Origin of the sequence: Streptomyces sp. NPDC048185 (assembly GCF_043202495.1) — a bacterium.
Taxonomy (GTDB): Bacteria; Actinomycetota; Actinomycetes; order Streptomycetales; family Streptomycetaceae; genus Streptomyces.
The window spans coordinates 215,876-237,338 of the sequence record NZ_JBIDAN010000012.1; the positions used below are offsets into that span (position 1 = coordinate 215,876).

The window sequence follows — 21,463 nt, forward strand, 5'->3', positions numbered from 1 at the left end:
TGTTTCCGTCATGACGTGCGCTCCAGGGCGATGGCCACGGCTTGTCCTTCCAGGCCGCGGGCGAGGGCCAGCGCGTTGTGGGGCCGGGTCTCGCGCGGGGTGAGCGGGACGTAGTCCAGGTCGCAGTCGGCCGCGGGGTGGTACAGGTTCTGGGTGGCCGGGACGATGCCGGAGTCCAGGGTGAGGGCCGCCACCGCCGCGTTGAGGGCGCCGGCGCCGCCGACCAGGTGTCCGGTCTGCGGTTTGACGCTGCTGATCTGCGCCGACTTGGCGGTGGTGCCGAGCGCGTCGTGCAGGGCGACGGTCTCGCTGGCGTCGCCCTGGACGGTGGCGCAGCCGTGGGCGGCGATGTAGCTGCCGTCGGGGAAGGTGCCGCCGGCGTCGGTCAGGGCGCGGCCGATGGCTCGGGCCAGGCCGCGGGCGCGGGGCTGGGGGCTGGGCGGGCGTACGCAGTCGTTGCCGGAGCCGAAGCCGGTGATCTCGGCGTAGCAGTGGGCGCCGCGGGCGAGGGCGTGTTCGCGTTCCTCCAGGACGAGCAGGGCCGCGCCCTCGCCGAAGACGGAGCCGCTGCGGTCGCGGTCGAAGGGGCGGAAGGCCTCGGCGCCGCGGTCGGTGTGGGGGCTGAGGACGCCCAGTCCGTCCATCTTGGACATCGCCCACCAGCCGGTGGCGTCGTCGTAGCCGCCGGCCACGGCCACGTCGGCCTCGCCGCGGCGCACGGTGCGCATGGCGCGGCCGACGGCCATGGCGCCGGAGTCGGCGGTGCCGGCGAAGTAGGCGTTGGCGCCGCGGATGCCGAACTTCTCGGAGATGTGGAAGGCGGCGGCGGGCTGGAGTCCTTCGACGAAGAACAGCGGGGCGACGACCGAGCGTGCGCTCTGGCCGAGCTTGCGCAGGTCGGGGGTGCCGTCGGGGGCGCGCACGGCCTGGAGCTGGTCGATCAGCTCGTCCATGCGGGGCATTTCCTTGTTGCTGCCCAGGAACAGGCCGGTGCGGTGGCCGTGGTCGCTCGCGTGGTCGAGTCCGGCGTCGCGCAGGGCGAGGGTGGCGCCGGCGAGGGCGAGCTGGTCGCCGCGGCACAGCATGCGCAGGGTGCGCCGGCCGGCCCACTGGGCGGGGTCGAAGTCGTGGATCTCGGCGCCGATGCGGGTGCGCAGGGGCGAGGGGTCGTAGGAGCGCAGGGGGCCGATGCCGGTGCGGCCGGCGAGCAGGTTCTGCCAGGTGGGGGCGGCGCCCTGTCCGATGGCGGTCATCAGGCCGATGCCGGTGACCATCACGCGTCGCCTGTCGTCGCTCATGAGGTGCCCTCCCGGGGCTCGTCGTCGCGGGCGAGGACCAGGGCGCGCGCGGTGGCGACCACCCGGTCCGCGACGCGGGCGGCGGCCCGTACCTCGGTGGTGTCCTTGCTCGTCGCGGTCACCTCGACGCTGATGCGGACCTGGTCGCCGGGGGCGACGAAGTGTTTGAAGCGCACGCCCCTGACCGACACCAGGCGCCGGTGCGTGCCGTGGGCGGTGGTGCGGGCGAGGGCGGCCATGCTCTCCAGCAGCAGCACGCCCGGCAGGACGGGGTGGCGCGGGAAGTGGTGGTCGAAGACGGGCCAGGTGGCGGGCACGTTGCGCACGGCCACCGCCCGGCGGCCCGGCTCCCATTCCAGCAGCCGGTCCAGGCCGGCCGGCAGGACGGGGGGGCGGGTGGTGTGGACGGCCTGGGTGGTCATGCGTCCTCCCGTACGGCGCCCACGACGATGCTGGTGTTGCTGCCGCCGAAGGCGAACGCGTTGATCAGGGCCGCGCCGACGGGCATGGGGCGCGCGGTGTGCGGCACGTAGTCCAGGTCGAGACCGCGGTCGGGGCGGTCGAGGTTGGTGGTGGGCGGGACCAGCGAGTGGCGCATCGCGCCGATCGCGGCGAGCACTCCCAGGCCCAGGCTGGCGGAGGTCAGGTGCCCGGCCATCGACTTGGGGGCGCTGACGACGAGGCGTTCGGCGTCGGCGCCGAAGACCTTCTTGATGGCGACGGTCTCGGAGCGGTCGTTGCCGTGGGTGCTGGTGCCGTGGGCGACGACGTAGTCGATGTCGCCGGTGGCCAGGCCGGCGTCGGCGAGGGCGCCCTCCATGGCCTGGATCGCGCCGGAGCCGTCGGGCGGCGAGTCGGTGATGCGCCAGGCGTTGAGGGTGGAGCCGTAGCCGAGGACTTCGGCCAGGACGGTGGCGCCGCGGGCGCGGGCGGTGTCCATGTTCTCCAGGACGACGGCGACGGCGCCCTCGCCGACCACGAAGCCGGAGCGGTCCGCGTCGAAGGGCCGCGAGGCGTGTCCGGGATCATCGTTGTGACGGTCCGTCAGGGCGCCCAGGAGGCTGAAGCCGAGGACGTCCAGCCAGGTGGTCAGCGAGTCGTAGCCGCCGGCGACCATGACCTGGGCGTCGCCTTCCTGGATGGCGCGGAAGGCCTCGCCGATGGCGTGTCCGGAGCCGGAGCAGGCGGTGCTGATGCCCATCATCGGGCCGGTGGCGCCGATCATGCGGCTCATGGCGGCCAGCGGGACGTTCTGGTCGTCGGTCAGGGTGACGCCCGGCGGCCGGCACACGAACGCCTCGGGGTTGCCGGTGGTGGCGCGCAGCCGGCCGATGTCCAGCAGGACCTGCAGGTCGGGCCGGCCGACGCTGGCGCCCATGGCGACGCCGCGGTCGCCGGGGCCGTACACGTCCTCGGGCAGGGTGTCGAGGCCGGCCTTGCGGACCGCTTCCCAGGCGGCGGCGACGCCGAACTGGCCGACGCGGGAGAGGTGTTTGCGGCCGACCCTGGCGGGGATGGCGGTGGCCGGGTCGAAGTCCTCGACCATGGCGGCGATGCGGACGGGGAAGCCGTCGGTGTCGAAGGTGGTCAGCCGGCCCACGCCGTTGCGTCCGGTGGCCAGGCCCTCCCAGGTGGTGTCGGCGTCGTTGCCCAGCGGGGTGACCGCGCCCACCGCGGTGATCGCTACGCGTGTCATCCCACCGGCCCTCCGCCCTGCAACTGGTGTGCCATGCGCCGGGTGGCGGCCGGGTCGTCGAGGCGTTCGGCGTCGATGAGGGCGCACAGGATGCCCTGGGCCGTCAGGACCCGCTCGCCGCCTGCGCGCACGGTGCCGTCCAGGATGGCGGCCTCCTCGGTCATGGACTCGATCGTGGCTTCCATGTGCAGTACTTCGCCGGGTGCCACGGCCCGGTGCTGGGTGGCCTCGCCGACCGCGAGGAGCGCGGCGCGCAGCCGGTGGTCGGTGCTGATCATGATCAGCCAGGTCGCCGCCTGGCACAGGGCCTCCAGGGCCAGCCCGAAGGGCAGGGCGGGGCCGTGTGCGGTGGTCTGCCAGTACGTCTCGTCGGCGGCGGTGACCTTGCGGGCGGTGATGTGCTCGCCCGGTGTCAGCGTCTCGATCCGGTCGATCAGATGGAATCGCATCGTCGTGTTCGCCCTCGTCTGCTTGGCGGCGGTCAGGGACGGCCAACGCCGAGCTGGGCGGTGAAGCCGCCGTCGACGGTGAGCAGTTCGCCGGTGATGTAGCCGGAGTCGGGGCCGGCCAGGAAGACGGCGGCGGCGGCGACCTGGTCGGTCGTGGCGAACCGGCGCAGCGGGATCTGCCGCTTGATGCTCTTGCCGCCGTCGCGCTGGAAGACCTCCTCGACCAGTTCGGTCGGGGTGAACCCGGCCAGCACCGCGTTGACCCGGACGCCGAAGCGGGCGAGTTCGACGGCGGCGCAGCGGGTGAAGGAGTTGAGCGCGCCCTTGGAGGCGGAGTAGTTGGACTGGCCGATCCAGCCGCGTTCGCCCATGGCGGAGGAGATGTTGACGACCGTCGCCTCGCCCTGGGTCATGAACTGTTCCATCACGGCGTGCGTGCAGTGGTAGGCGCCGCCGAAGTTGACCTTCATGACGTCGAGCCAGGCGTCGGCGGGCGAGTCGTAGATCAGTCCGTCGTCGCTGACGCCGGCGTTGTTGACGAGGATGTTCAGCGGGCCGAGGCGGTCGGTGGCCTCGGCGGCCAGGCGCTGCGCCTGCCCGGGTTCGGCGACGTCGGCGCCGATCGCGACGGCCCGGCCGCCCGCCGCCTCGATCTCCTTGACCACCGCGAGCGCGTCGTCCTGGCGGGAGCGGTAGTTGACGGCGACGGCCGCCCCCTGCTCGGCCAGGGCCAGGGCGATGGCCCGGCCGATGCCGCGTGAGGCACCGGTGACCAGGGCGGTGCGGTCCTTCAGCTTCATCTGTCTCTTCCCGTTTCTGCTCCGAGAGGGGCGGCCTGTCGTGTGCGGGGCGGGCCGGGCCGGCCGGTGCCCGGGGCGTCGTCGGCCCGGGCACCGGCCGTGGCCGGGGGGTGGCCGCTCAGGCGTCCTGGGAGGCGTGCGCCCGCTCGGTCAGCAGGTCGGTGAGGTTCTGGACGGTGAACAGGCCCAGGACGCCCTCGGCGGTCAGGGGCTCGGCGAGCCGGCTGCGGTCGAACTGGGGCAGCACGCTCTCCAGGTGGGTCAGGCCCCGGTCGTTGACGACCTCGTTCTCGTCGCCGAACTCCTCGTCGGGGATGCCGCCCTGGAGCAGGTCGGCGATGTCGGAGATGGTGATCTTGACCTTGGTGGCGCGTTCCAGGCGGAACAGGATGTCGAGCAGGTCGATCGACTCGGCTCCGAGCTCGCCGAGCAGGGTGGCCTCGGGGACGGCCTCGGACTCGTCGATGCCCAGGGCGTCGGCGACGGCCGCCTGCACCGCGGACAGGTAGTCGGTCGTGGTGGGGATCAGGGTTTCGGACACCGTTGTTGCCTTTCGGGTGGGTTTTCGCTGGTCGCCCCGGGGCCCCTGGGGCCCGGGGGTCGTCGCTGGCCGCTCGTCCGGGCGCCTTGCCGGGCTAGGCGGCCACCGCCGCGCCGGCGGACTCCTCGGCGAGGTCGCGCAGGAGGGTGGTGATGCGGCGGGCGTCGTTGGTGCTGCGGACCGGCGCGTCGGGGGCGGTGCGCTTGGCGAAGCCGCTCAGCACCCGGCCCGGGCCGACCTCCAGGTAGCCGTCCACGCCGAGCGCGGCGGCCGTGGCCAGCACCTCCACCCAGCGCACGGGGCCCGCCAGCTGGCGGCGCAGCAGGTCGCGGGCCTGGGCGCCGCCGGTGACCGGGGTGCCGGTCACCGAGCTGATCACCGGCAGGCGGGGGGTGCGGAAGTCGACGCGTTCGAGTTCGGCGGCGAACTCGTCCTCGATGACCCGCATCAGGGAGCAGTGGAAGGGCGCGGACACCTTCAGCGCGACGGTGCGTTCGGCGCCGGCGGCGCCGGCCAGCCGGAGCGCTTCGGCGACCGCGGCGCTGTGCCCGGAGATCACCGTCTGGCCCGCCTCGTTGTAGTTGGCGACCTCGACCACGCCGTGGCCGGCGGCGTCCGCGCAGATCTCCTCGATGCGGGCGGGAGCCAGGCCCATGACCGCGGCCATCGCGCCGCCGGCCCGCTCGGAGACGGCGGCCATCAGCTCGCCGCGGCGCGCGACCAGGCGCAGCGCGTCACCGGCGTCCAGGACGCCGGCCGCCACCAGGGCGGTGTACTCCCCCAGGCTGTGGCCGGCCACGACGCCGGGTACGAAGCCGGCCTCGACGCGCAGGATCTCGTGGACGGCGAGGCTGGTGGCCACGATGGCCGGCTGGGCGATCTCGGTCGGCTCCAGGGCGGACTCGGGTGCGGTGGTGCACAGTTCGCTCAGCGCCAGGCCGGTGGCCTCCTCGGCGCGGGCCAGGACGCGTCCCGCCGTGCGGGGGTGCTCGCGCAGCAGGTGCCCGGCCATGCCCGCACGCTGCGATCCCTGTCCGGGAAACATGGTGAATCGGTTCTCGCTCATCCCCGCTCCTGCCTCACTCATCGTGATCCGGGTCGCCGAGCCGTCGGCGAGGGTCCTCGACCCGGTGAATCTCGCACCCCGCTCTGGCGCATTCCTTGAATGTGTCTCGACTGCCGCTGTGCCGGGCCGGCCCCGGCGCCCGGGCACGGCCCGGCGGCTCCGGGCCGGCCGGCGGCTTCAGGCCGCGTGGGTGCGGCGCGGGCCGGCCCAGCGGGTGCCGTAGGCGACCTGGTCCTTCTCGGCGGCCTGGAACGCCTTGGTGTTCCAGTTCTTGCGCATGAACGCCTCCCGCGCCCTGATCAGCAGCGGGTTCTCGACCGCGCCCATCTTGCCGATCCACCAGGCCACGCGCTGCAGTCCCGCGGTGCGCCGGCGGCGCTCGTCCTCGTAGCGGCGCAGGGCGGCGACCGGGTCGCTGCCGCCGCGCTCGAGGTGCTCGGCCAGCACCAGGGCGTCCTCCAGTGCCTGGCAGGCGCCCTGGCCGATGTTGAAGGTGATGGGGTGCGCGGCGTCGCCGAGCAGGGTGACGCGGCCCTTGCCCCAGGCCCGTTCGGGTTTGCGGCCCTCGACGTCGCCGCGCAGGATCCACTCCTCGGGGGTGGCGCGCAGGATGTCGGCCACCGGCCCGGCCCATCCCCGGTGGCGGCCCAGCAGCATCTCCCGCACACCGGCCCCGTCGCGCCCGCCCGGTGCGCCGTTGGCCACGCTCATCCAGTGCACCAGGCCGGGGGCGACGTCGTAGTACGTGAAGCGGGTGCCGGGGCCGAAGACGGCGTTGAAGGTGCCCGGCGGGATGTCGGCGTGCTCCATCGGGGCCCGGCCGCGCCAGGCGATGTAGCCGCTGAAGATGTTGCGGGCGGGCCCGAACAGGTGGTCGCGGACGGCGCCGTGGATGCCGTCGGCGCCGATCAGCAGGTCACCGCGCTCGGACCCGCCGTCGGCGAAGCGGACGGTGACACCGTCGCTGTCCTGGTCGAAGGAGACGACCTCGGCGCCGGTGCGCAGCGGTGAGCCCTCGAGGGCGTCGCGCAGCACGCCGTGCAGGACGGACCGTTCCACGGCGATGGTCGGCGCGCCGTAGCGCTCGACGAAGTCGCCGACGGGCCAGGCGCCCAGGACGTCGCCGCGCCAGGTGGTGAAGTGGGCGGTCTGCTGGACGGGGGCGACCTCGAGGACCTTGTCGGCCAGGCCCAGGTGGGCCAGGGCCAGGACGCCGTTGGTCCAGATGTGCAGTCCCGCGCCGCCGTCGCGCAGGGAGTCGGCGCGTTCGAGGACGACGGGCTCGAAGCCCTTGTGCTGCAGGGCGAGGGCCGCGGCCAGGCCGCCGATCCCTCCGCCGGCGATGAGTATGCGACGGGCTCGTCCAAAGGCCATGTGTCTCGGTCCCCTCGTGCAGTCCTGGCGCAGAAGTGCCGCGTGAAGTCCCGGACGGGACCGCGGAGTTGTCGACGCTAGCATTTCGAGCGACGACATCTATAGTGTCGAAAAGATACCTAGCATCGCTATATCCCGGATCGGACCGACGAAGGTGGTTGAGTTGGAAGCGCTTCTGACAACGCTGGCCGTGGTGGCCACCATGGCCAATGCGGTGGTCTACGGAACGGATGTCTTCTCCGCGGTGGTGCAGCGGCCCGCCATGGCCCACGTCGACGACGTGGTGCTGACCAGTGCGATGGGCCAGACCCACCGCTTCGGGGACCGCAGGATGCCGGTGCCGGGCGTGTTCGGCCTGGTGGCGACCGTGGCCACGGCCGCCGTCGCCGGCTTCGGCGGCAAGGCCGCCCCGGCCCTGGCCGCCGGGGTGGCGGCCCTGGCGCTGGTGGTGTGGCTGGCGGTCTACAACAAGGTCAGCGCGCCGGTGAACAAGCAGCTCACGGGCGCGGCGCTGGACTGCCGCACCGCCCCGGACGCGCGGGCGCTGCAGCGCACCTGGGACAGCGTCATCAACGCCCGCGTACTGCTTCAGGCGGTGGCACTGGGCGGGATGTGCGTGGCGCTGGTGACCAGCTGAGCCCCGGCTCGGCCCGCCCGGCGCGGCGGGGTCCGGCACACGGCGCCGGACCCCGCCGCGCCGTGTGCCGCCCCTGGCGGAATCGTCCGCCGGTCCACCGGGGCACGAGGCGCGGCCGGGGGCCGAGGCGGGCTGCGGCAGGAATCCGCCGCGATTCCGGCCGCGTTCCGGAATTCTTCCGGCCGTCTCCCAGCCGCATTCCTGGCGCGCTCGAGCGGAACTGTCCTTTTCCGCGGAGGGCGCCTTTTTCCGGCAGCGGCGCGGCCGAATCGGGGCGTGCCCCCGCGACCGCGCTCCGGGGGTGCGGGGCGGGCGCGGTGCGGGGGTGCGGGGCGGGCGTGGTGCGGGGTGCAGGGCGGGCGCGGTCCGGGGGTGCAGGGCGGGCGTGGTGCGGGGTGCAGGGCGGGCGCGCTCCGGGGGTGCCGGGCGGGCGTGGTGCGGGGGCGTGCTCCGGCCGTGGTTCGGAGGCGCGGGGCGGGCGGTGGGTGCTTCCCGGCCGCGTCGTGGGGTTGTGCGCCGCTGGTGCGGTGCCGGTGGGGTGCCTCGTGTGCGGGGGCGGGGTGGTGCGGCGGGCGGGTCACGCCGTACCGGCGGGGGCGCGGGGCGGGCGTGCTGCGGGGGCGCGGGCGGGCGGTGGGTGCCTCCCGGCCGCGCCGTGGGGCTGTGCACCGCCGGTGTGCCGGTGGGGTGCCTCGTGTGCGGGGGCGGGGTGGGTCACGCCGCGTCGGCGGCCGGGCGGGCGGTGTGCCGGGCGAGGCGGCGGCGGGCCGGACGGCCGTCGGTGGTGCGGGGGACGCGGTCCAGGGCGTGCAGGTGGCGGATCTGCTCGGCGGGGCCCAGCAGGGTGTTGGCGCGTGCGGTGATGTCGTCGAGCACCGCCGGGGTGTCCGGTGCGCCGTCCGGGGTGGGGTGCAGGACGACGCCCGCCCAGACCACCGCGCCGTGCGCCGCGTCGGGCCACTCGGTCACCACGCAGTCCGCCACCCGCGGGTCGGAGCGCAGCACCCGTTCCACCATGCCGGGCACGACGACGGCGTCTCCGCTGCGGAAGACGGCGGCGGGCCGGGCGACCAGGTGGAGCCGGTCGTCGAGGTCGAGGTAGCCGACGTCGCCCGTGGCCAGCCATCCGCCGGCCGGCCGGGACGGCACCTGCGGCCCCCTGATCTCCACCTCGCCGCCCGACCAGGCCCGCACCGGCTCCCGGCTGACGGGGTGGACCACGCGGCACTCCGTCCCCGGCAGCGAGGCCCCCACCGCGCCCAGCACCGGCTGCGTGGCGGGCCCCTGGACGTGGGAGAGGACGGACAGCCCGCCCACCCCGTAGCCCTGGAGCACCGGAACGCGCAGGGCGTGCCGCAGCCGGCGGGCCGTCTCCGCCTTCAGGGCGCCGTCCGCGCACAGCACCGCCCGCAGGTGGCCGCCGGGCAGCGGGGCGCGGTGCCCGGCGAAGGACTCGTCCTCGGCCAGCCGTGTGAGCCGCGCCGAGGGCCCGAAGTAGTGCGTGGCCCGCCGGCTGCGGCACTGGACCATGCCGGCGCACGGATCGGGGTCGGCCACCAGCACCTGCTCGGCCCCGGCGTGCACGGCGGCGCCCAGCAGCGACGGGTGGCGGGCGGGCAGGTGGTCCACCACGACACTGCCGGCGTCCAGCGCGCAGGCGACGCTGATCTGCGCCGCGTTCGCCAGCAGGTTGCGGTGGGTCAGGGCCAGCACCCGCGCGCCCGTGGCCGGATGCGGCACCAGCTGCACGCACGCCACGGTGCCGGCGTCGGTCACCGGGCTGCGGAACGGGGTGGCGGGCGCCTCTCCCACGGCGGCCGCCCACGGCACCGCCACCACACCGGCGGGCAGGGCCGGGAGCGCGGCGTCCGGTGTGCCGGCCGGTTCCAGCACGACGACGGTGTGCAGGCGCCCGCCCGCCGCCCGGAACAGGCCGGCCAGGTCCGCGGGGACGAAGGCGATCTCGGCGTTCACCGCCGCGCACAGCTCCCGTACGGCCGCGGCGCCCGCCGCCGGGTCGAGCAGGGCGAGCGGGCGGCCGCTGCGCACCGCGCCGAAGTACACGGCGGCGACGTCGGGATGGGGCGCGCAGACGACGACGGCCCCGCCGCCCGGCCGGCGCACGGCGCGGGCGACGGTGTGCGCGACGCGGTCGGCGGTGCGGTCGAGCCCGGCGTAGGTGCACGTGCCGGCCGCGGTGGTGACGGCCGGCCGGTCACCCCCGCGCGAAGCGGCCCGTCGCAACAGCCCGTCCAAAGGAGTGTCCAGATACGTCACCACCGCCATGTCGTCCTCCTGACAGCGCGTCGGCCGGGATGATCCCCCGACTGTCGTGCGCCGGGCTCGAGAGGCCGTCGACGGGCGCTGGACGGGCGGCGGGCCGCCTATCCGGCGGTGCCCGCCGGGGCGGCTGCCAGGGGGGCGGGCAGCGCGATGCGCCGCGGCGCCGAACGGCTCCAGGGGAAGCCCTGGTTGAGGTGGAGGACCTGCTCGGCCTCCTCGCCCTCCTCGGCCGGCACGGCGACCCCGACCAGCACGCCCGGCACCGGCTCCAGTTCGACGAACCGCCACGCCCGTGCGGTGTCGTCGGGCGGCGGGGTGAAGGCGCGTACGCCCCGCTCGTCGTCCATGGTGAAGACGAAACTGTCGAACGGGATGCCCAGGCCGAGGCCGCGCGCCTTGGCGTAGGCCTCCTTCAGCACCCATACGCGCAGGGCGCGCCGGTCGCGTTCGCCCGGGGTGCCGGCCCGTTCGGCCCAGGCGCGTTCCTCGGGTGTGACGGCGTTCAGGACGGTGGCGATCGCGTGCTCGTCGCGGTCCTCGATGCGTTCGACGTCGACGCCGACCCGGGCCCGGCGCACGATGGCGAGGGCGTTGTAGCCGCCGGCGTGCGAGAGGTTGAAGTCCAGGGCCCTGCCGCCGCTGCCCGGCTGGTCGGTCGTGGGCCGCAGGAAGGGACGGCCGCGCACGGAACGCCAGATGACCAGTTCGGCCTCGGCCGTGCCCGCCTCCAGCGCCAGGGCGCGCCGCACGAGGGTGTGCGCCACCAGGTAGTGCATGCGGTCGTGTTCGAACAGGAACCGGCCGGCGGTGCGCTGTTCCTGCGCGTCCAGCCAGTGCTCGCCCAGCAGTTGCGCCGTCTCGGGGGCCAGGCCGTCGTTGGGGCACAGCCACAGGGTGACGTGTGCCGGCCCCGGCCGCACGGCTCCGTCCCCGGCCGCGCCGGGCGCCCGCGGCGCCGGGGAGGCCGGTGGTGCCGTCACGGCCGTCCTTCCCGCCGCTCGCCGGCCGCCCGGACGGCACCGGCGGCGGCTGTGCCGGCGGTGGCGGCTGTGTCGGTGCCGGCTCTGCCGGTGGTGTGGGCGGTGGCGGCGGTGTCGGTGGCGGTGGTGTGGGGTGGCGGGGCGGCGGGCAGTTCGAGGACCGGTGCGCCGTCGTCGCCGGGGATTGTGGCCAGTACGTCGGCGCCGGCCAGCCACAGGCGGGTCAGCTGCTCGAAGTGCCGTCCCTGCCACAGGGCGCCCAGGTAGGCCGACGTCTCGGCGAGCTCGCCCAGCAGCAGCGGGTCGCCGGGGGCGGCGCGCAGGTCCGCCGTGCGCACCCCGTGCGCTGTGGTGCCGGCCGCGAACGCGGACAGGGTGTCGGCGAGCCGGTCGGTGCGGTCGGCCACCAGGGCCAGGCGGCAGGGCTGGGCGGCCCGGCCCAGCCGCAGTTCCCGCGCCACGGCGGCCGGACCGGGCGGGCGGGCGCCGCCCGCCGGGCCGGCCGCGGCCAGGAGGTCCGCGAGCTGGGCGGCGGCGGCCGCCAGGTGTGCGGGGGTGGGAGCGGACAGCAGCACCAGGCCGGGCGCCGCGGCATCGTCGGCCGAGGGCGCGGCGGGCGCGGCGGGGGGTGGTTCCTGGAGGACCACGACGGCGTGCTCGGCGCCCGGCTCGTACACCCCGGCCAGCGCGGTGCGGGGCGGGGCCGCACCGTCCGCCGAGGCGGCGGGCCGCCACGCGCGGGGCTCCGGCCGCCCGGGCGAGGGCAGCAGGGTGGCGTACTTCAGTTGCAGCAGGGCGCGCAGGAACGCGGCCGCTCCCCCGACGGCCCCGGCCGCCTGCCCCGTCTCCTTCAGGCCCACCGCCGCCTGCGGGATGCCGGCCGCGCGCACGGCCCGCCGGCGCAGCCTCTCGCCGAGGCCGGGCTGCGGCCCGCGTCCCGGATGCGCCGCCGCGTCGGCGAGGACGACCGCGTGGACGGCGTCCGCGCAACGCCGGGCGTCGGCCAGCGGTTTGAGCAGGACGGCGGCCGCACCGGTGCCGCCCGGCCCCGGCCCGGCGGCGGCGACCAGGGCGGCCGCGCACTCGCCCGCCCGCAGCGCGGCCAAGCCCAGGTGCAGGGCGGTCAGGAACGAGGACGGGCCGGTGTCGACGTGCCGGCTCGGGCCGCGCAGGTCGAACAGGTGCGACAGCCGGGCCGCGGCGCTGCCGGTGTCCTGCGGCGCGGTACTGCCGGGGTGCGGGCCGGTGTCCGGCGGGCGGCCGGCCCCGGTGAGCGCCGTGAACACACCGACGCAGCGCCGCTGCCCGTCGGGTCCGTGCAGCCCGTCGAGGCGGACACCCGCGTAGCCGGCGCTCTGCAGCACCCGCCGGGCGGTGTCCAGCAGCAGCCGCTCCCCCGGGCCGATGAACGCCGCTTGCGTGTCCGTCAGGCCCAGGGCGGCCGCGTCGAAGCGGTCCGGGCCGTCACGGTCCGCGGCGTGGGAGGCGCTCTCCCCGGTCAGTTCCGTGCGCCACAGCGCGGCGAGATCACCGGTGTGCGGCATGCGGGCCTGGACGCCGATCACGGCGCACGGCGCGGGGGTGGGCCCGGGCGCCGGCCGCTCGGGGCCGGGGCGGGCCGCCGCTGCCGGGGCGGGGGGTACGGCGTCCTTCCCGGCCGGCGGCACAGGCACCGGCACCGGGGCCGGGGCGGCCGACAGCAGGGCCAGGGTGTGGCGCCGTTCGAGGGTGCCGTCCTTGAAACGTGTGAGGATCTCCCGCTTGTCCATGGGCTCTGGGTCCTGCGCTCACACCGGCCCGGCGCCGAGCAGTGCGGCCGCCTCGTCGACGCTGAGCAGGTCGTCGCGGACCGCGTCCAGCAGGGACTCCAGGTCGATGGCGCCGGTGTCCGTGTCGCGGGGCGGGCGGGCCGCGGGCCCGGTCCGCGGGGGTGCCGGCGCTGCGGCACCGGCTGCGCCCGTCTGCGCGCCGATGTGCTTGGCGAGCGAGGCGAGGGTGGGGTGCCGGTAGAGCACGGCGGGCGTCTCCGCGAGCTCCCACGCGCGGTTGACGTCCGCGACGAACTGCGCCGCGAGCAGGGAGTCCACGCCGAGCACGGTGAAGTCGCTGCCGGTGTCCAGGGCGTCCGGCGCGCAGCCCAGGATCCGGGCGAGCTGCTCCCGCAGCCGCCCGACGACGCCCGCGTCGTCGCCCTCCCCCGGTCCGGCGGCGCCGATCTGCGCGGCGACGTGCGCGGCCAGGTCCCTCGGTGTCGGGAAGGTGTACAGGGCGCCCGGGGGGACGGCGGTGCCGTAGCGGGCGTTGAGCGTGTCGAGGAACTCCATGCTGCGCAGGGAGTCCAGTCCCAGCAGCGGGAAGGTCTGCCCGGCGTCGACGGCCCCGGCCCGCACGCCCACGAGGGTGGCCAGCATCGTGGTCAGTTCGCCGAGCACGTCGGCGGTGGGCTGCGGCGGGACGGGCCGTCCCGGCAGGTGTGCGGCGGCAGTCATGGTGGCGTCTCCAGAGGTCGTCGTCCCGGGGCCGTGTGCGCATTGTGCAGACGGCCGGACGGCACGCACATCGCCGCACGGGGTGAGGCGCCCCCGCCGTCTCACTCCCGCGAGCGATTCCCCCTCGCCGGGCGCGCGGGACGCCGTAGCCCCCTCGCGGGGCCCGCCCCGGCGCGGCGACGGCCCTGCCCCCCCCTCTCCCCCGCGGCCCGCCCGGCGACCGCGCCGGCCGGTCCCACCGGGGCGGGCGGCAGCACTGCCGACGGCTCGGCTGCCGCCGGGACCCGGGCTGCCGGGGCGCTGCCAAGAGCCCTGCTGCCGCCGGGACCAGGCTGCCGCCGGGCGGGACCAGGCTGCCAAGAGCTGGCTGCCACCGGGGCCAGGCTGCCGGTGGGGGGACTGCCAAGAGCTCGGCTGCCGGGCGGGACCAGGCTGCCGGTGGAGGCAATGGCAGCGGCTGGGCTGCCAGGCGGGGCCGGGCTGCCGGTCGGGGGCACTGGCAGGGGCTCGGCTGCCGGGGTGCTCTACGCCGGGGTTGCGCCCATGGCCGTATCCGGGGCCGGGGCGGGGGTGGGCAGCAGCGTCAGGTGTCCGGTGCCCGCCGGCCGGCGCCGGGACGCCGGCCGCGGTGTCCGCGGCGCGGCGGGGCCGGGCACGGCGGCGAGCGGGGCGGGCCGTGCGGCGGCCGGCGGGCGGGGGCGCCGGCGGTGCGCGGCCAGGATCTCCCCCAGTGCCTCGCCGAAACGGTCCGTGTCGTGCGGTGTGTTGTCGTGGCGGACCGAGGCGCGCACGGTCGTGGCGGCGGCCCCGGGGGGCCGGAACAGCGGGGTCTGCTGGGCGACCGTCTTCCACACCACGATCCCGCGCTCGGCGAGCTGCCGCCGGATGTCGGCGGCCGTCAGGCCGTCGTGCCGGAAGGCGACGATGCCCGACTGGATCCGCCCGGGCGCGACCGGTTCGGTGCCGGGTGCCGCCTCGACGGCGGCGCGCAGCGCGTCGGTGAGGCCGTGGACGTCCCCGGCCGCCGCGGCGTGTTCGGCCAGGGCGGCGTGCAGTCCCGCGACGGCCGGCGCGGCAGGCGCCGGGGCCTGGGCGCCGGGCGCGGTGAGCGCGTCGCGCATCCTCGGCGCGGTGCAGGCGAATCCGATGGACTCCGGTCCGCCCAGGAACCGCCAGCCGTCCCCGGTCAGCAGGTGGCAGCCGGTGCGGGCGGCGTCCACGGGCAGCTGGCCGACGGCGTAGGAGGCGTCGACGGCGTACAGGCAGCGGTGGGGGGCGAGGATGCGGCCGATGTCCTCCACCGGGTTGACGATGCCGCAGACCGCCGGGACGTACGTCACCGAGACCAGGGCGACGTCGTCGGCGATGTTGCGGGCCATCCACTCCAGGTCCAGGTCGCCGTCGGGGCGCAGCGGAACGACTTCGAGGGTGCAGCGGGTGCGGTCGCGCAGGGCGTACAGGGCGGTGAGGTGGGCGGCGCTCTCGTAGGGGGTGGTCCACACGCGGTCGCCGGGGCCCAGCGGCAGGCGGCCGGCGTGGGCGGTGAACGCCTCGGCGGCGCCGCGGTGGAGGGTGATGCCGCCGGCCGGTGCGCCCAGCAGGGCGGCGAGGTGTTCGTGCGTGGCGCGGCGCAGTCCGCCGTCGAGGCGCTCCTCGAGTTCGAGGTCGCCGTAGCGGTCCTCGTGGCGGGCCCATCGGGTCACGGTGTCGCGGGCGGTGCCGGGCATGCGGCCCAGTCCGGCCGGGTTCAGGTGGATCATGCGGGGCCTCCCCCCGTACGGCGTCGGCAAGCAGTTGCCGTGGGTGTGGCAATACGTTGCCAAGGTGTGCGGCGGGTGGCAACGCCGGCTCCAGCGGCGCTCCAGCGGCACCTGTCCGGCCAGGCACTCTCGTTCCGGCCGTGCGGGGCGGGCGGGCGGGCTGCGGTGGTTTCCGGGGGCGGCGGGTGCGGGCGCCGTGCGCCGCGCGGTGGCAGGGGGCGGCCGTCGCCTCCAGTGCCGCTCGACCGCTTCGAGACGGATTCTCAGGAGGGGGTTGCCAGTGTGTTGGCACATTCTTGCCAAGCCGGAAGGCGCTGTCTAAGGAGCGAGTGCTGATGTCGATCTCCGGCCTCATCGAGCAGCAGGCCCAGGCCCGGCCGGGTGCCACCGCGGTCCTCTACCCCGGCGACGGCGGCGGTGACGCGTGCCTGACGTACGGGGAGTTGAGCGCCGCGGCGAACCGTCTCGCCGCTCATCTGCGGGCCCGCGGTGTGGGCCGCGGGGACCGGGTGGTGACGTCGCTGGGGCCGGGGCCGCGGATGGTGACCGCGTTCCTGGCGATCGTGCGGGCCGGTGCGGTGTGTGTCCCCCTCGATCCGGTCGCCCCTGACCGGTGGCGCCGGTCGGTCGTGCGGGACAGCGCGGCCCGTGCCGTGCTGGCCGAGGCCGGCGGCGGCGCGTCGTACGCGGGCTCGGGCGTGACGGTGGTGGCCCTGGACGCGGAGGCCGGTGAGATCGCCGCGCGCCCCGCCGTGCTGCCCGCCCGGGTGCCGGGCCCCGAGGATGCCGCCTACGTCTGTTACACCGCCGGCACCACCGGTCCGGCCAAGGGTGTCGTCGTGCCGCACCGGGCCGTGCTGGACCTCGTGCGTACGGCGGGCGGGCTGGGGCTGGGCGCCGGTGACACGGTGGCCCAGGTGGCCGGGCCCGCGTGCGACGCGGTCATGTTCGAGGTGTGGGCGGCGCTGGCCGCCGGGGCCCGCCTGGTGGGCCTGGCGCCGGGGACGGTCTCGCGGCCGGGCCGGTTCGCCGAGGCGGTGCGTGCGCACGGCGTCTCGGTGGTCCTGCTGCCGACCGCGCTGTTCGACCGGATCGCCCGGGAACGGCCGGCCGCCCTCGCCCCGCTGCGGGTGGTGCTGTTCGGCGGCCAGGCGTGTGATGCCCGTGCGGTGCGGGCGGTGTGCGAGGCGGGGCCGCCGCAGCGGCTGCTGCACGTGTACGGGGCGACGGAGGCGGCCACGCTGGCCGTGTGGCACGAGGTCACCGCTCCCCCCGAGGGGGACGGTGCGGTTCCGCTGGGCCGCCCGGCCGGGGCGGGCATCGCGGTGGTGGAGGGCGGTGACGGTGCCCCGGCCGGACCGGGCGGCATCGGGGAGCTGCTGCTGGGCGGGCCGGGGGTGGCCGCCGGTTACCTGGACCGGCCCGCACTGCAGGCGCGGCACTTCGTCGAGGACCGCTTCACCGGCGACGGCGGTGTTCTGTACCGCACCGGTGACCTGGTGCGGCTGCGTGAGGACGGTCTGCTGGAGTTCGTGGGCCGGATCGCGGACCGGGTGCGGGTGAACGGCCTGTGCGTGGACCTCGGCGCGGTCGAGGCGGCGGTGCGCGCGCATCCGGCGGTGTCCGCCGCCGCGGTGTCCCTGCACGCGTCACGGGACGGGGAACGGCACCTGGTCGCGCACGTGGTCCCGGCACGGCCCGCCCCACGGGCGGCGGCCCCCGCCCCCGCCTCCACCTCCGCCTCCGCCTCCGTCTCCGTCTCCGTCTCCGGGCATCCCGCCCCACCGGCCACGGTCTTGGACACGCGCCGGGACGGGGGGCTGGGGGTCGCGCTGAGCGGTCATCTGCGGCGGCTGCTGCCCGCGCACATGGTTCCTGCGGCGCTGGTGTGCGTGGACGCGCTGCCGCTGAACGCCCACGGCAGGACCGACCGCAGGGCGCTGCCCGCACCCGCCGGGTCCGTGCTGCGCCGGCGGGCGGGCACCCCGCCGGGCACTCCGGTCCAGGAGATCGTGCGTGACCTGTTCGCGGAGGTGCTGGAGCTGGCGCGGCACCAGGTCCCCGCGGACGGTGACTTCTTCGCGCTCGGCGGTCACCGGGCCGCCGCCGCCCGGCTGCTGGCGCGGGTCCGCGAGACGCTGGACGCCGATCCTGGCCCGCGGGCGCTGTGCGAGGCGCCGACACCGGCCGCGCTGGCCGCGCTGGTGGGCGATGTGCGTGCCGTGCGGTCCGGGCCCTGCTCGGCGGGCCCGGACAGCGCGGTGCTGGCGCTGCGGCTGCGCGGGCCGGTGGACATGCGGGCCCTGCAGGAGGCCCTTGCGGACCTCGGGCGGCGGCACGAGGTGCTGCGCAACTCGGCGCTGGGCTCGGCCGGGACCCGGCTGCACGTGCTGGCCGCCGAGGACCACCGTCTCGACCTCGCCCTGCCCGCCGACGCGGTCGACGCGTGGTCCCGGCTGCCGCTGGCCGCCGAGCTCGCCCGGGCCTACGGGGCACGCGTCACCGGCGCCGCCCCGCACCGCGGCCCGGCGGGGCTGGACGCCGCGCCGCGGGCGTTCACCGGCGACCGGGAGGCCACCGCCCCGCCGGGTGCCGCGCGCGACGGCCGGTATCCCTCGTACGGCGTCCTGCAGGACGGGCTGGACGCCGCCCTGCACGAGCGGCTGGCCCGGTTCGCCGCCCGGCACGGCAGCACGCTGTTCATGGTGGTGCACGCCGCGCTCGCCGCCGTGCTGGCCCGGGCGGGCGCGGCCGGCGAGGTCACCGTGGCCGCGCCGGTCCCGGCTCGTGACAGCGCCGACCTGCGCGGCGCGGTGGGCCCCTACGGGCGGGTGCTGGCCCTGACGGTGGACACCTCGGACGATCCCGCGTTCGCCGAGCTGCTGCGCCGGGTGAAGGAGGCGGATCTCGCCGCCTACCGGGACGGCGGGGCGCCGCTGGCCCGGCCGGGCACCGGCTGTGCCCTGAGCGTGGTGCAGGAGGCGGCGGGGGCGTTCACGGCGGCCGGGCTCACCGTGCAGGCCGAGCAGGGCGTGGTGCCGGTGCCGGCCGCGGACGTGGCCTGGACGCTGACCGAGCGGCAGACGCCGCAGGGCGCGGCGGCGGGCATCGGTGTCACGGCCGCCTACCGGCACGAGACGGTCGGTGAGGAGGGCGCGGTGTCGCTCACCGCCCGGCTCACGGCCGTGCTGCAGGCCGTCCTGGACGCCCCGTGGACGGCGCTGAGCCGGCTGCCGCTGCCCGGTGACGGGCACGGTGCGGCAGGGGTGTGGGCGGGTGCGGACGTGGCGCTGCCGGTGCGGGCGGTGGCCGAGCTGTTCGCCGAGCAGGCCGCGCGGGCCCCGCGGGCGCTCGCCCTGGCCTCGGTGACCTACGCCGAACTCGACGCGCGTTCGGACCTGTTGGCGCACGCGTTGATCGAGCACCGGGCGGGCCCGGGGGCTTCGGTGCTGACCGCGCTGTCCTCTCCCGTCGCTTTCGCGGTGGCCGCGCTCGCCGTGGCCAAGACGGGAGCCGCGCTGTGGGCGGTGGACCCGGCGGCCGGCCTTCCGGGGCAGGTGCGGCCGGTGGTGCTGCTGCTGGACGAGACGGCCGACCTGCTGCTGCCCGCGGTGCCGGGCGCGGTGCGCCTGGTCCGTGACGAGGCCGCCGACCGGCTGGTGCCGGCCGGGCGCTGGCCGGTCGGTGACGCGGAGCGGACCCGGCCGCTGACCGCGGACGATCCGGTGCTGCTGGTGCCCGGTGAGGACGGCACGGTGGTGATCGGCGCGTCGGCGGTGGCCGCGGCGGCCGCGGCCGGCCCGGCGGGTGCCGCGTGGCTGGTGCGCGGCTATCCGGACGAGGACGCGGTGCTCGGTCTGCTGGGCGCTCTGGTCCGTGGTGCCCGGGTGCACGTCCCGGACGGCGCCGTCAGCCAGGCCGTGCCGCACGAGGTGCTGGGCTGGCTGCGCCGCCAGGACGCGCGGCTGGTGCTGGGCGGCGCCGACGACCTGCTGGGCGCGCTGTCGGCGCTGGCCCGCACCGAGCGGACGGAGCTGACCCTGAGCGGCGGCTGGGCGGAGGGCCGGCTCGTCGTCGAGCAGCGCGCCGACGGCACCGTGCGGCCCGCTCCCGGTTACCGCGCCTACGTCCTGGACGGGCGGATGCGGCCGGTGGAGCCGGGCGCGAGGGGCAGCTTGTACATCGCGGGGGCGGGCGTGGCCCAGGGGTACGCGGGCCGGACGGCGGCCTCCGGTGAGCGGTTCCTGCCCGATCCGTTCGCCCCGCCGGGCGAGGGCACCGCCCGTATGTGGCGCACCGGCCGTGCCGCCCGTCTGCTCGACGGCGGGGACCTGCGGGTCTGGGACCGGCCGGCCGGTGACGACCCGTTCGCGGACGTGTCGGCCACGTTCGTGGTGCTCGCCGACGGCACCGGCCACCGTGCCCTGTGGCCGGCGGCGGCCCGGGTGCCCGAGGGCTGGCGGGCGACGCATCCCGAGGACCTGTACGAGCTGTGTCTGGACCACATCGACGACCATCTGAACGACGCCTTCTGACAAGAGCCCTCCCCCGCTTTGGGCCGGTCCCGGGGCGGGTGCGGGTGTGTCAGAGGCGGCCGTCGGGCCGGGCCGGGGCGGGGCGGGCGGCCGCGGACGCGGCGGGGCGGGCGGCGGCGTCGGCCAGGGCCTCGGCCAGGACGCGCCAGATGTCGGCCGCCAGGTCGATGTTGGCGTCCGCCTGGGCCTGTTCGGCCAGCGCCCGCAGTCCCTGGACGCCGTCCTCGTCGCCGCGCAGGATGCGCAGCCGGTGGCGCAGGACGTCCAGGCGGATGCGGTCGCGGTAGGTCATGCGGGGTTCTTCCAGGGCGAGTTCGCCGAGCAGGAGGCGGGCGTCGTCGTAGCGGGCGGTGTGGAAGGCGAGGTCGGCCTTGAGTGCGGTCAGCTCCTGGCGCAGGCCGGGTGTGGCCACGAAGGCCAGGGCGGGTTCCGCGGCGCTCACGCACCGCTGGGCGGCCTGCGGGTCGGGGAGCGGTTTTTGCAGGTACAGGCGGCCCGCGGCGAGCCGCAGCCGCACCCACAGCACCAGGTCCTCGCTGCCGCCGAACCGCTCGAGGGCCTGTTCGAAGCAGGTCTGGGCGACGTCGACCTCGCCCTGGCGCAGGCGGACGGCGGCCGCGGTCCACATCGCTTCCGCCCACAGGGTGTCGGAGCGGCCCTCGACCAGGGCGAGGAGCTGGTCGCTGTGCGTGCGGGCGTCGGGTATCCGGCCGGCTTCGGCCTCCACCGAGACCAGGGCGAGCAGGACGGCGATGCGGTCGGCCACGCCCAGGCCGTCGTCCTGGGCCAGGTGGTGGGCGGCGTGCGCGGCGTCGAGGGCGGCGCCGATCTCGCCCAGTGAGCGCAGGCAGCGGGCGAGGCGGGTCAGTCCGCGCACCCGCAGTTCGCTCAGCCCGACCTCGTCGCCGAGGCGGACCAGGTCCTCCAGGTGGGCGCGTTCGCCGGTGTGGTCGCCCTCGATCCTGCGCCGGCGGGCCAGTTGCCACAGGGCCTGCCAGCGCAGCACGGGCACCTCGTGGCTCTCGGCGGCCAGTGCCTCGCGCAGGGTGTCCAGGGCGTCGTCGCTCCCGGTGGAGGCGACCAGGGACAGTGCGTGGGCGAGGGAGGCGTCCGCCCGCTCCTCGAAGTCGGCCGGCTGCAGGCCGAGCCGGCCGGCGAGGTAGGTCACGGCGCGGTCGGTGGGCTGGCGGGCCCCGGACTCCAGGCGGGAGAGGTATCCCGTGGACATGCCGTCGCCGGCCAGGGCGGACTGGGACAGGCCGCGGGCCTGGCGCAGTTTCCTCAGGCGGCGGCCGAACGCGGGCTGCTGCAGCATGTGACCCTTCCCCTGTGCCTGGCGGCCGGTCGGCCGCGAAGCGGATCGGCGGTCCTACTCGAAGCAGCGACGAGCGTAGGGGCCGGGCAAGCGCCGGGCAATGTTTTGCCAGGCGGTGTGCCCTGGCCCTCGTCGGGGTCTCACGCGGCTCTCACGTCGCGCTCGAGCGGTTCTCCAGCGGCTGTGCGGCGGGGTGCGAACGGATCCGGGCAGGATCTCCAGTGCCGGGCGCACCGTGCC

16 protein-coding genes are annotated in these 21,463 nt (G+C 76.6%); 2 read left to right on the forward strand and 14 right to left on the reverse strand.

Annotated elements, in window-relative coordinates:
- Positions 1-8: 8 nt before the first annotated feature.
- From ACGF3H_RS29855 to ACGF3H_RS29890, 8 genes are all read right to left on the reverse strand, one after another.
- Positions 9-1,298, reverse strand: coding sequence for a beta-ketoacyl-[acyl-carrier-protein] synthase family protein (locus ACGF3H_RS29855; protein ID WP_362500595.1), 1,290 nt, complete (start codon positions 1,296-1,298; stop codon positions 9-11).
- Entirely contained in the window at positions 1,295-1,720 is a 426-nt protein-coding gene (locus tag ACGF3H_RS29860) for a hydroxymyristoyl-ACP dehydratase (RefSeq protein ID WP_362500594.1), read from the reverse strand. Before ACGF3H_RS29860 ends, ACGF3H_RS29855 begins: the two co-directional genes overlap by 4 nt.
- Positions 1,717-2,994: a beta-ketoacyl-[acyl-carrier-protein] synthase family protein gene (locus ACGF3H_RS29865; protein WP_362500593.1), complete on the reverse strand. Its 1,278-nt coding sequence runs from the start codon at positions 2,992-2,994 to the stop codon at positions 1,717-1,719. Before ACGF3H_RS29865 ends, ACGF3H_RS29860 begins: the two co-directional genes overlap by 4 nt.
- Entirely contained in the window at positions 2,991-3,443 is a 453-nt protein-coding gene (locus ACGF3H_RS29870; RefSeq protein WP_362500592.1) for a 3-hydroxylacyl-ACP dehydratase, read from the reverse strand. Before ACGF3H_RS29870 ends, ACGF3H_RS29865 begins: the two co-directional genes overlap by 4 nt.
- Before the next feature lie 32 nt (positions 3,444-3,475).
- Positions 3,476-4,243, reverse strand: a complete 768-nt coding sequence (locus ACGF3H_RS29875; protein WP_362500591.1) for a 3-oxoacyl-ACP reductase family protein — start codon at positions 4,241-4,243, stop codon at positions 3,476-3,478.
- A 118-nt stretch (positions 4,244-4,361) separates the two neighbouring features.
- On the reverse strand, positions 4,362-4,784 hold the full coding sequence (locus ACGF3H_RS29880) for an acyl carrier protein (protein ID WP_362500590.1): 423 nt from the start codon (positions 4,782-4,784) through the stop codon (positions 4,362-4,364).
- A gap of 94 nt (positions 4,785-4,878) precedes the next feature.
- Positions 4,879-5,850 (reverse strand): ACP S-malonyltransferase, encoded by a 972-nt coding sequence (gene fabD / locus ACGF3H_RS29885; RefSeq protein WP_362500589.1) that lies wholly within the window; start codon positions 5,848-5,850, stop codon positions 4,879-4,881.
- 177 nt (positions 5,851-6,027) lie between these two features.
- Positions 6,028-7,224 carry an FAD-dependent monooxygenase gene (locus ACGF3H_RS29890; protein WP_362500588.1) on the reverse strand — a complete coding sequence of 399 codons (1,197 nt, stop codon included), beginning with the start codon at positions 7,222-7,224 and terminating at the stop codon, positions 6,028-6,030.
- 154 nt (positions 7,225-7,378) lie between these two features.
- Between ACGF3H_RS29890 and ACGF3H_RS29895 the strand changes: the two genes are divergently transcribed.
- Complete coding sequence (locus ACGF3H_RS29895) at positions 7,379-7,861, forward strand: DUF1772 domain-containing protein (protein WP_393587887.1); 483 nt, start codon at positions 7,379-7,381, stop codon at positions 7,859-7,861.
- A 714-nt stretch (positions 7,862-8,575) separates the two neighbouring features.
- On the opposite strand, the gene ACGF3H_RS29900 is transcribed toward ACGF3H_RS29895, so the two are convergent.
- The 5 genes from ACGF3H_RS29900 to ACGF3H_RS29920 all read right to left on the reverse strand — a co-directional run bounded on the left by ACGF3H_RS29900 (position 8,576) and on the right by ACGF3H_RS29920 (position 15,373).
- Positions 8,576-10,147: a class I adenylate-forming enzyme family protein gene (locus tag ACGF3H_RS29900; protein ID WP_362500421.1), complete on the reverse strand. Its 1,572-nt coding sequence runs from the start codon at positions 10,145-10,147 to the stop codon at positions 8,576-8,578.
- A gap of 98 nt (positions 10,148-10,245) precedes the next feature.
- Positions 10,246-11,124, reverse strand: coding sequence for a 4'-phosphopantetheinyl transferase family protein (locus ACGF3H_RS29905; RefSeq protein ID WP_393587890.1), 879 nt, complete (start codon positions 11,122-11,124; stop codon positions 10,246-10,248).
- The gene (locus ACGF3H_RS29910; protein ID WP_362500423.1) at positions 11,121-12,893 is read right to left on the reverse strand and encodes a beta-ketoacyl synthase N-terminal-like domain-containing protein; all 1,773 of its coding nucleotides are present in this window, start codon (positions 12,891-12,893) and stop codon (positions 11,121-11,123) included. Before ACGF3H_RS29910 ends, ACGF3H_RS29905 begins: the two co-directional genes overlap by 4 nt.
- Before the next feature lie 18 nt (positions 12,894-12,911).
- The gene (locus ACGF3H_RS29915) at positions 12,912-13,613 is read right to left on the reverse strand and encodes a phosphopantetheine-binding protein (RefSeq protein WP_362500424.1); all 702 of its coding nucleotides are present in this window, start codon (positions 13,611-13,613) and stop codon (positions 12,912-12,914) included.
- 524 nt (positions 13,614-14,137) lie between these two features.
- Positions 14,138-15,373, reverse strand: coding sequence for an aminotransferase class V-fold PLP-dependent enzyme (locus ACGF3H_RS29920; RefSeq protein WP_362500425.1), 1,236 nt, complete (start codon positions 15,371-15,373; stop codon positions 14,138-14,140).
- Between the two features lie 335 nt (positions 15,374-15,708).
- Between ACGF3H_RS29920 and ACGF3H_RS29925 the strand changes: the two genes are divergently transcribed.
- Entirely contained in the window at positions 15,709-19,908 is a 4,200-nt protein-coding gene (locus ACGF3H_RS29925; RefSeq protein WP_362500426.1) for an amino acid adenylation domain-containing protein, read from the forward strand.
- 49 nt (positions 19,909-19,957) lie between these two features.
- Here ACGF3H_RS29925 and ACGF3H_RS29930 read toward each other — a convergent pair whose 3' ends face one another.
- A complete protein-coding gene (locus ACGF3H_RS29930) occupies positions 19,958-21,223 on the reverse strand; it encodes a helix-turn-helix transcriptional regulator (protein WP_362500427.1) in 1,266 nt (421 codons plus the stop codon).
- Positions 21,224-21,463 lie beyond the last annotated feature (240 nt).

Excerpts from the sequence above, each read along its gene's own strand:
- ACGF3H_RS29855 (WP_362500595.1), bottom strand. The coding sequence starts at position 1,298 with ATGAGCGACGACAGGCGACGCGTGATGGTCACCGGCATCGGCCTGATG.
- fabD (WP_362500589.1), bottom strand. The coding sequence starts at position 5,850 with ATGAGCGAGAACCGATTCACCATGTTTCCCGGACAGGGATCGCAGCGT.
- ACGF3H_RS29870 (WP_362500592.1), bottom strand. The coding sequence starts at position 3,443 with ATGCGATTCCATCTGATCGACCGGATCGAGACGCTGACACCGGGCGAG.
- ACGF3H_RS29900 (WP_362500421.1), bottom strand. The coding sequence starts at position 10,147 with ATGGCGGTGGTGACGTATCTGGACACTCCTTTGGACGGGCTGTTGCGA.
- ACGF3H_RS29915 (WP_362500424.1), bottom strand. The coding sequence starts at position 13,613 with ATGACTGCCGCCGCACACCTGCCGGGACGGCCCGTCCCGCCGCAGCCC.
- ACGF3H_RS29875 (WP_362500591.1), bottom strand. The coding sequence starts at position 4,243 with ATGAAGCTGAAGGACCGCACCGCCCTGGTCACCGGTGCCTCACGCGGC.
- ACGF3H_RS29910 (WP_362500423.1), bottom strand. The coding sequence starts at position 12,893 with ATGGACAAGCGGGAGATCCTCACACGTTTCAAGGACGGCACCCTCGAA.
- ACGF3H_RS29890 (WP_362500588.1), bottom strand. The coding sequence starts at position 7,224 with ATGGCCTTTGGACGAGCCCGTCGCATACTCATCGCCGGCGGAGGGATC.
- ACGF3H_RS29930 (WP_362500427.1), bottom strand. The coding sequence starts at position 21,223 with ATGCTGCAGCAGCCCGCGTTCGGCCGCCGCCTGAGGAAACTGCGCCAG.
- ACGF3H_RS29920 (WP_362500425.1), bottom strand. The coding sequence starts at position 15,373 with ATGATCCACCTGAACCCGGCCGGACTGGGCCGCATGCCCGGCACCGCC.
- ACGF3H_RS29925 (WP_362500426.1), top strand. The coding sequence starts at position 15,709 with ATGTCGATCTCCGGCCTCATCGAGCAGCAGGCCCAGGCCCGGCCGGGT.
- ACGF3H_RS29865 (WP_362500593.1), bottom strand. The coding sequence starts at position 2,994 with ATGACACGCGTAGCGATCACCGCGGTGGGCGCGGTCACCCCGCTGGGC.
- ACGF3H_RS29860 (WP_362500594.1), bottom strand. The coding sequence starts at position 1,720 with ATGACCACCCAGGCCGTCCACACCACCCGCCCCCCCGTCCTGCCGGCC.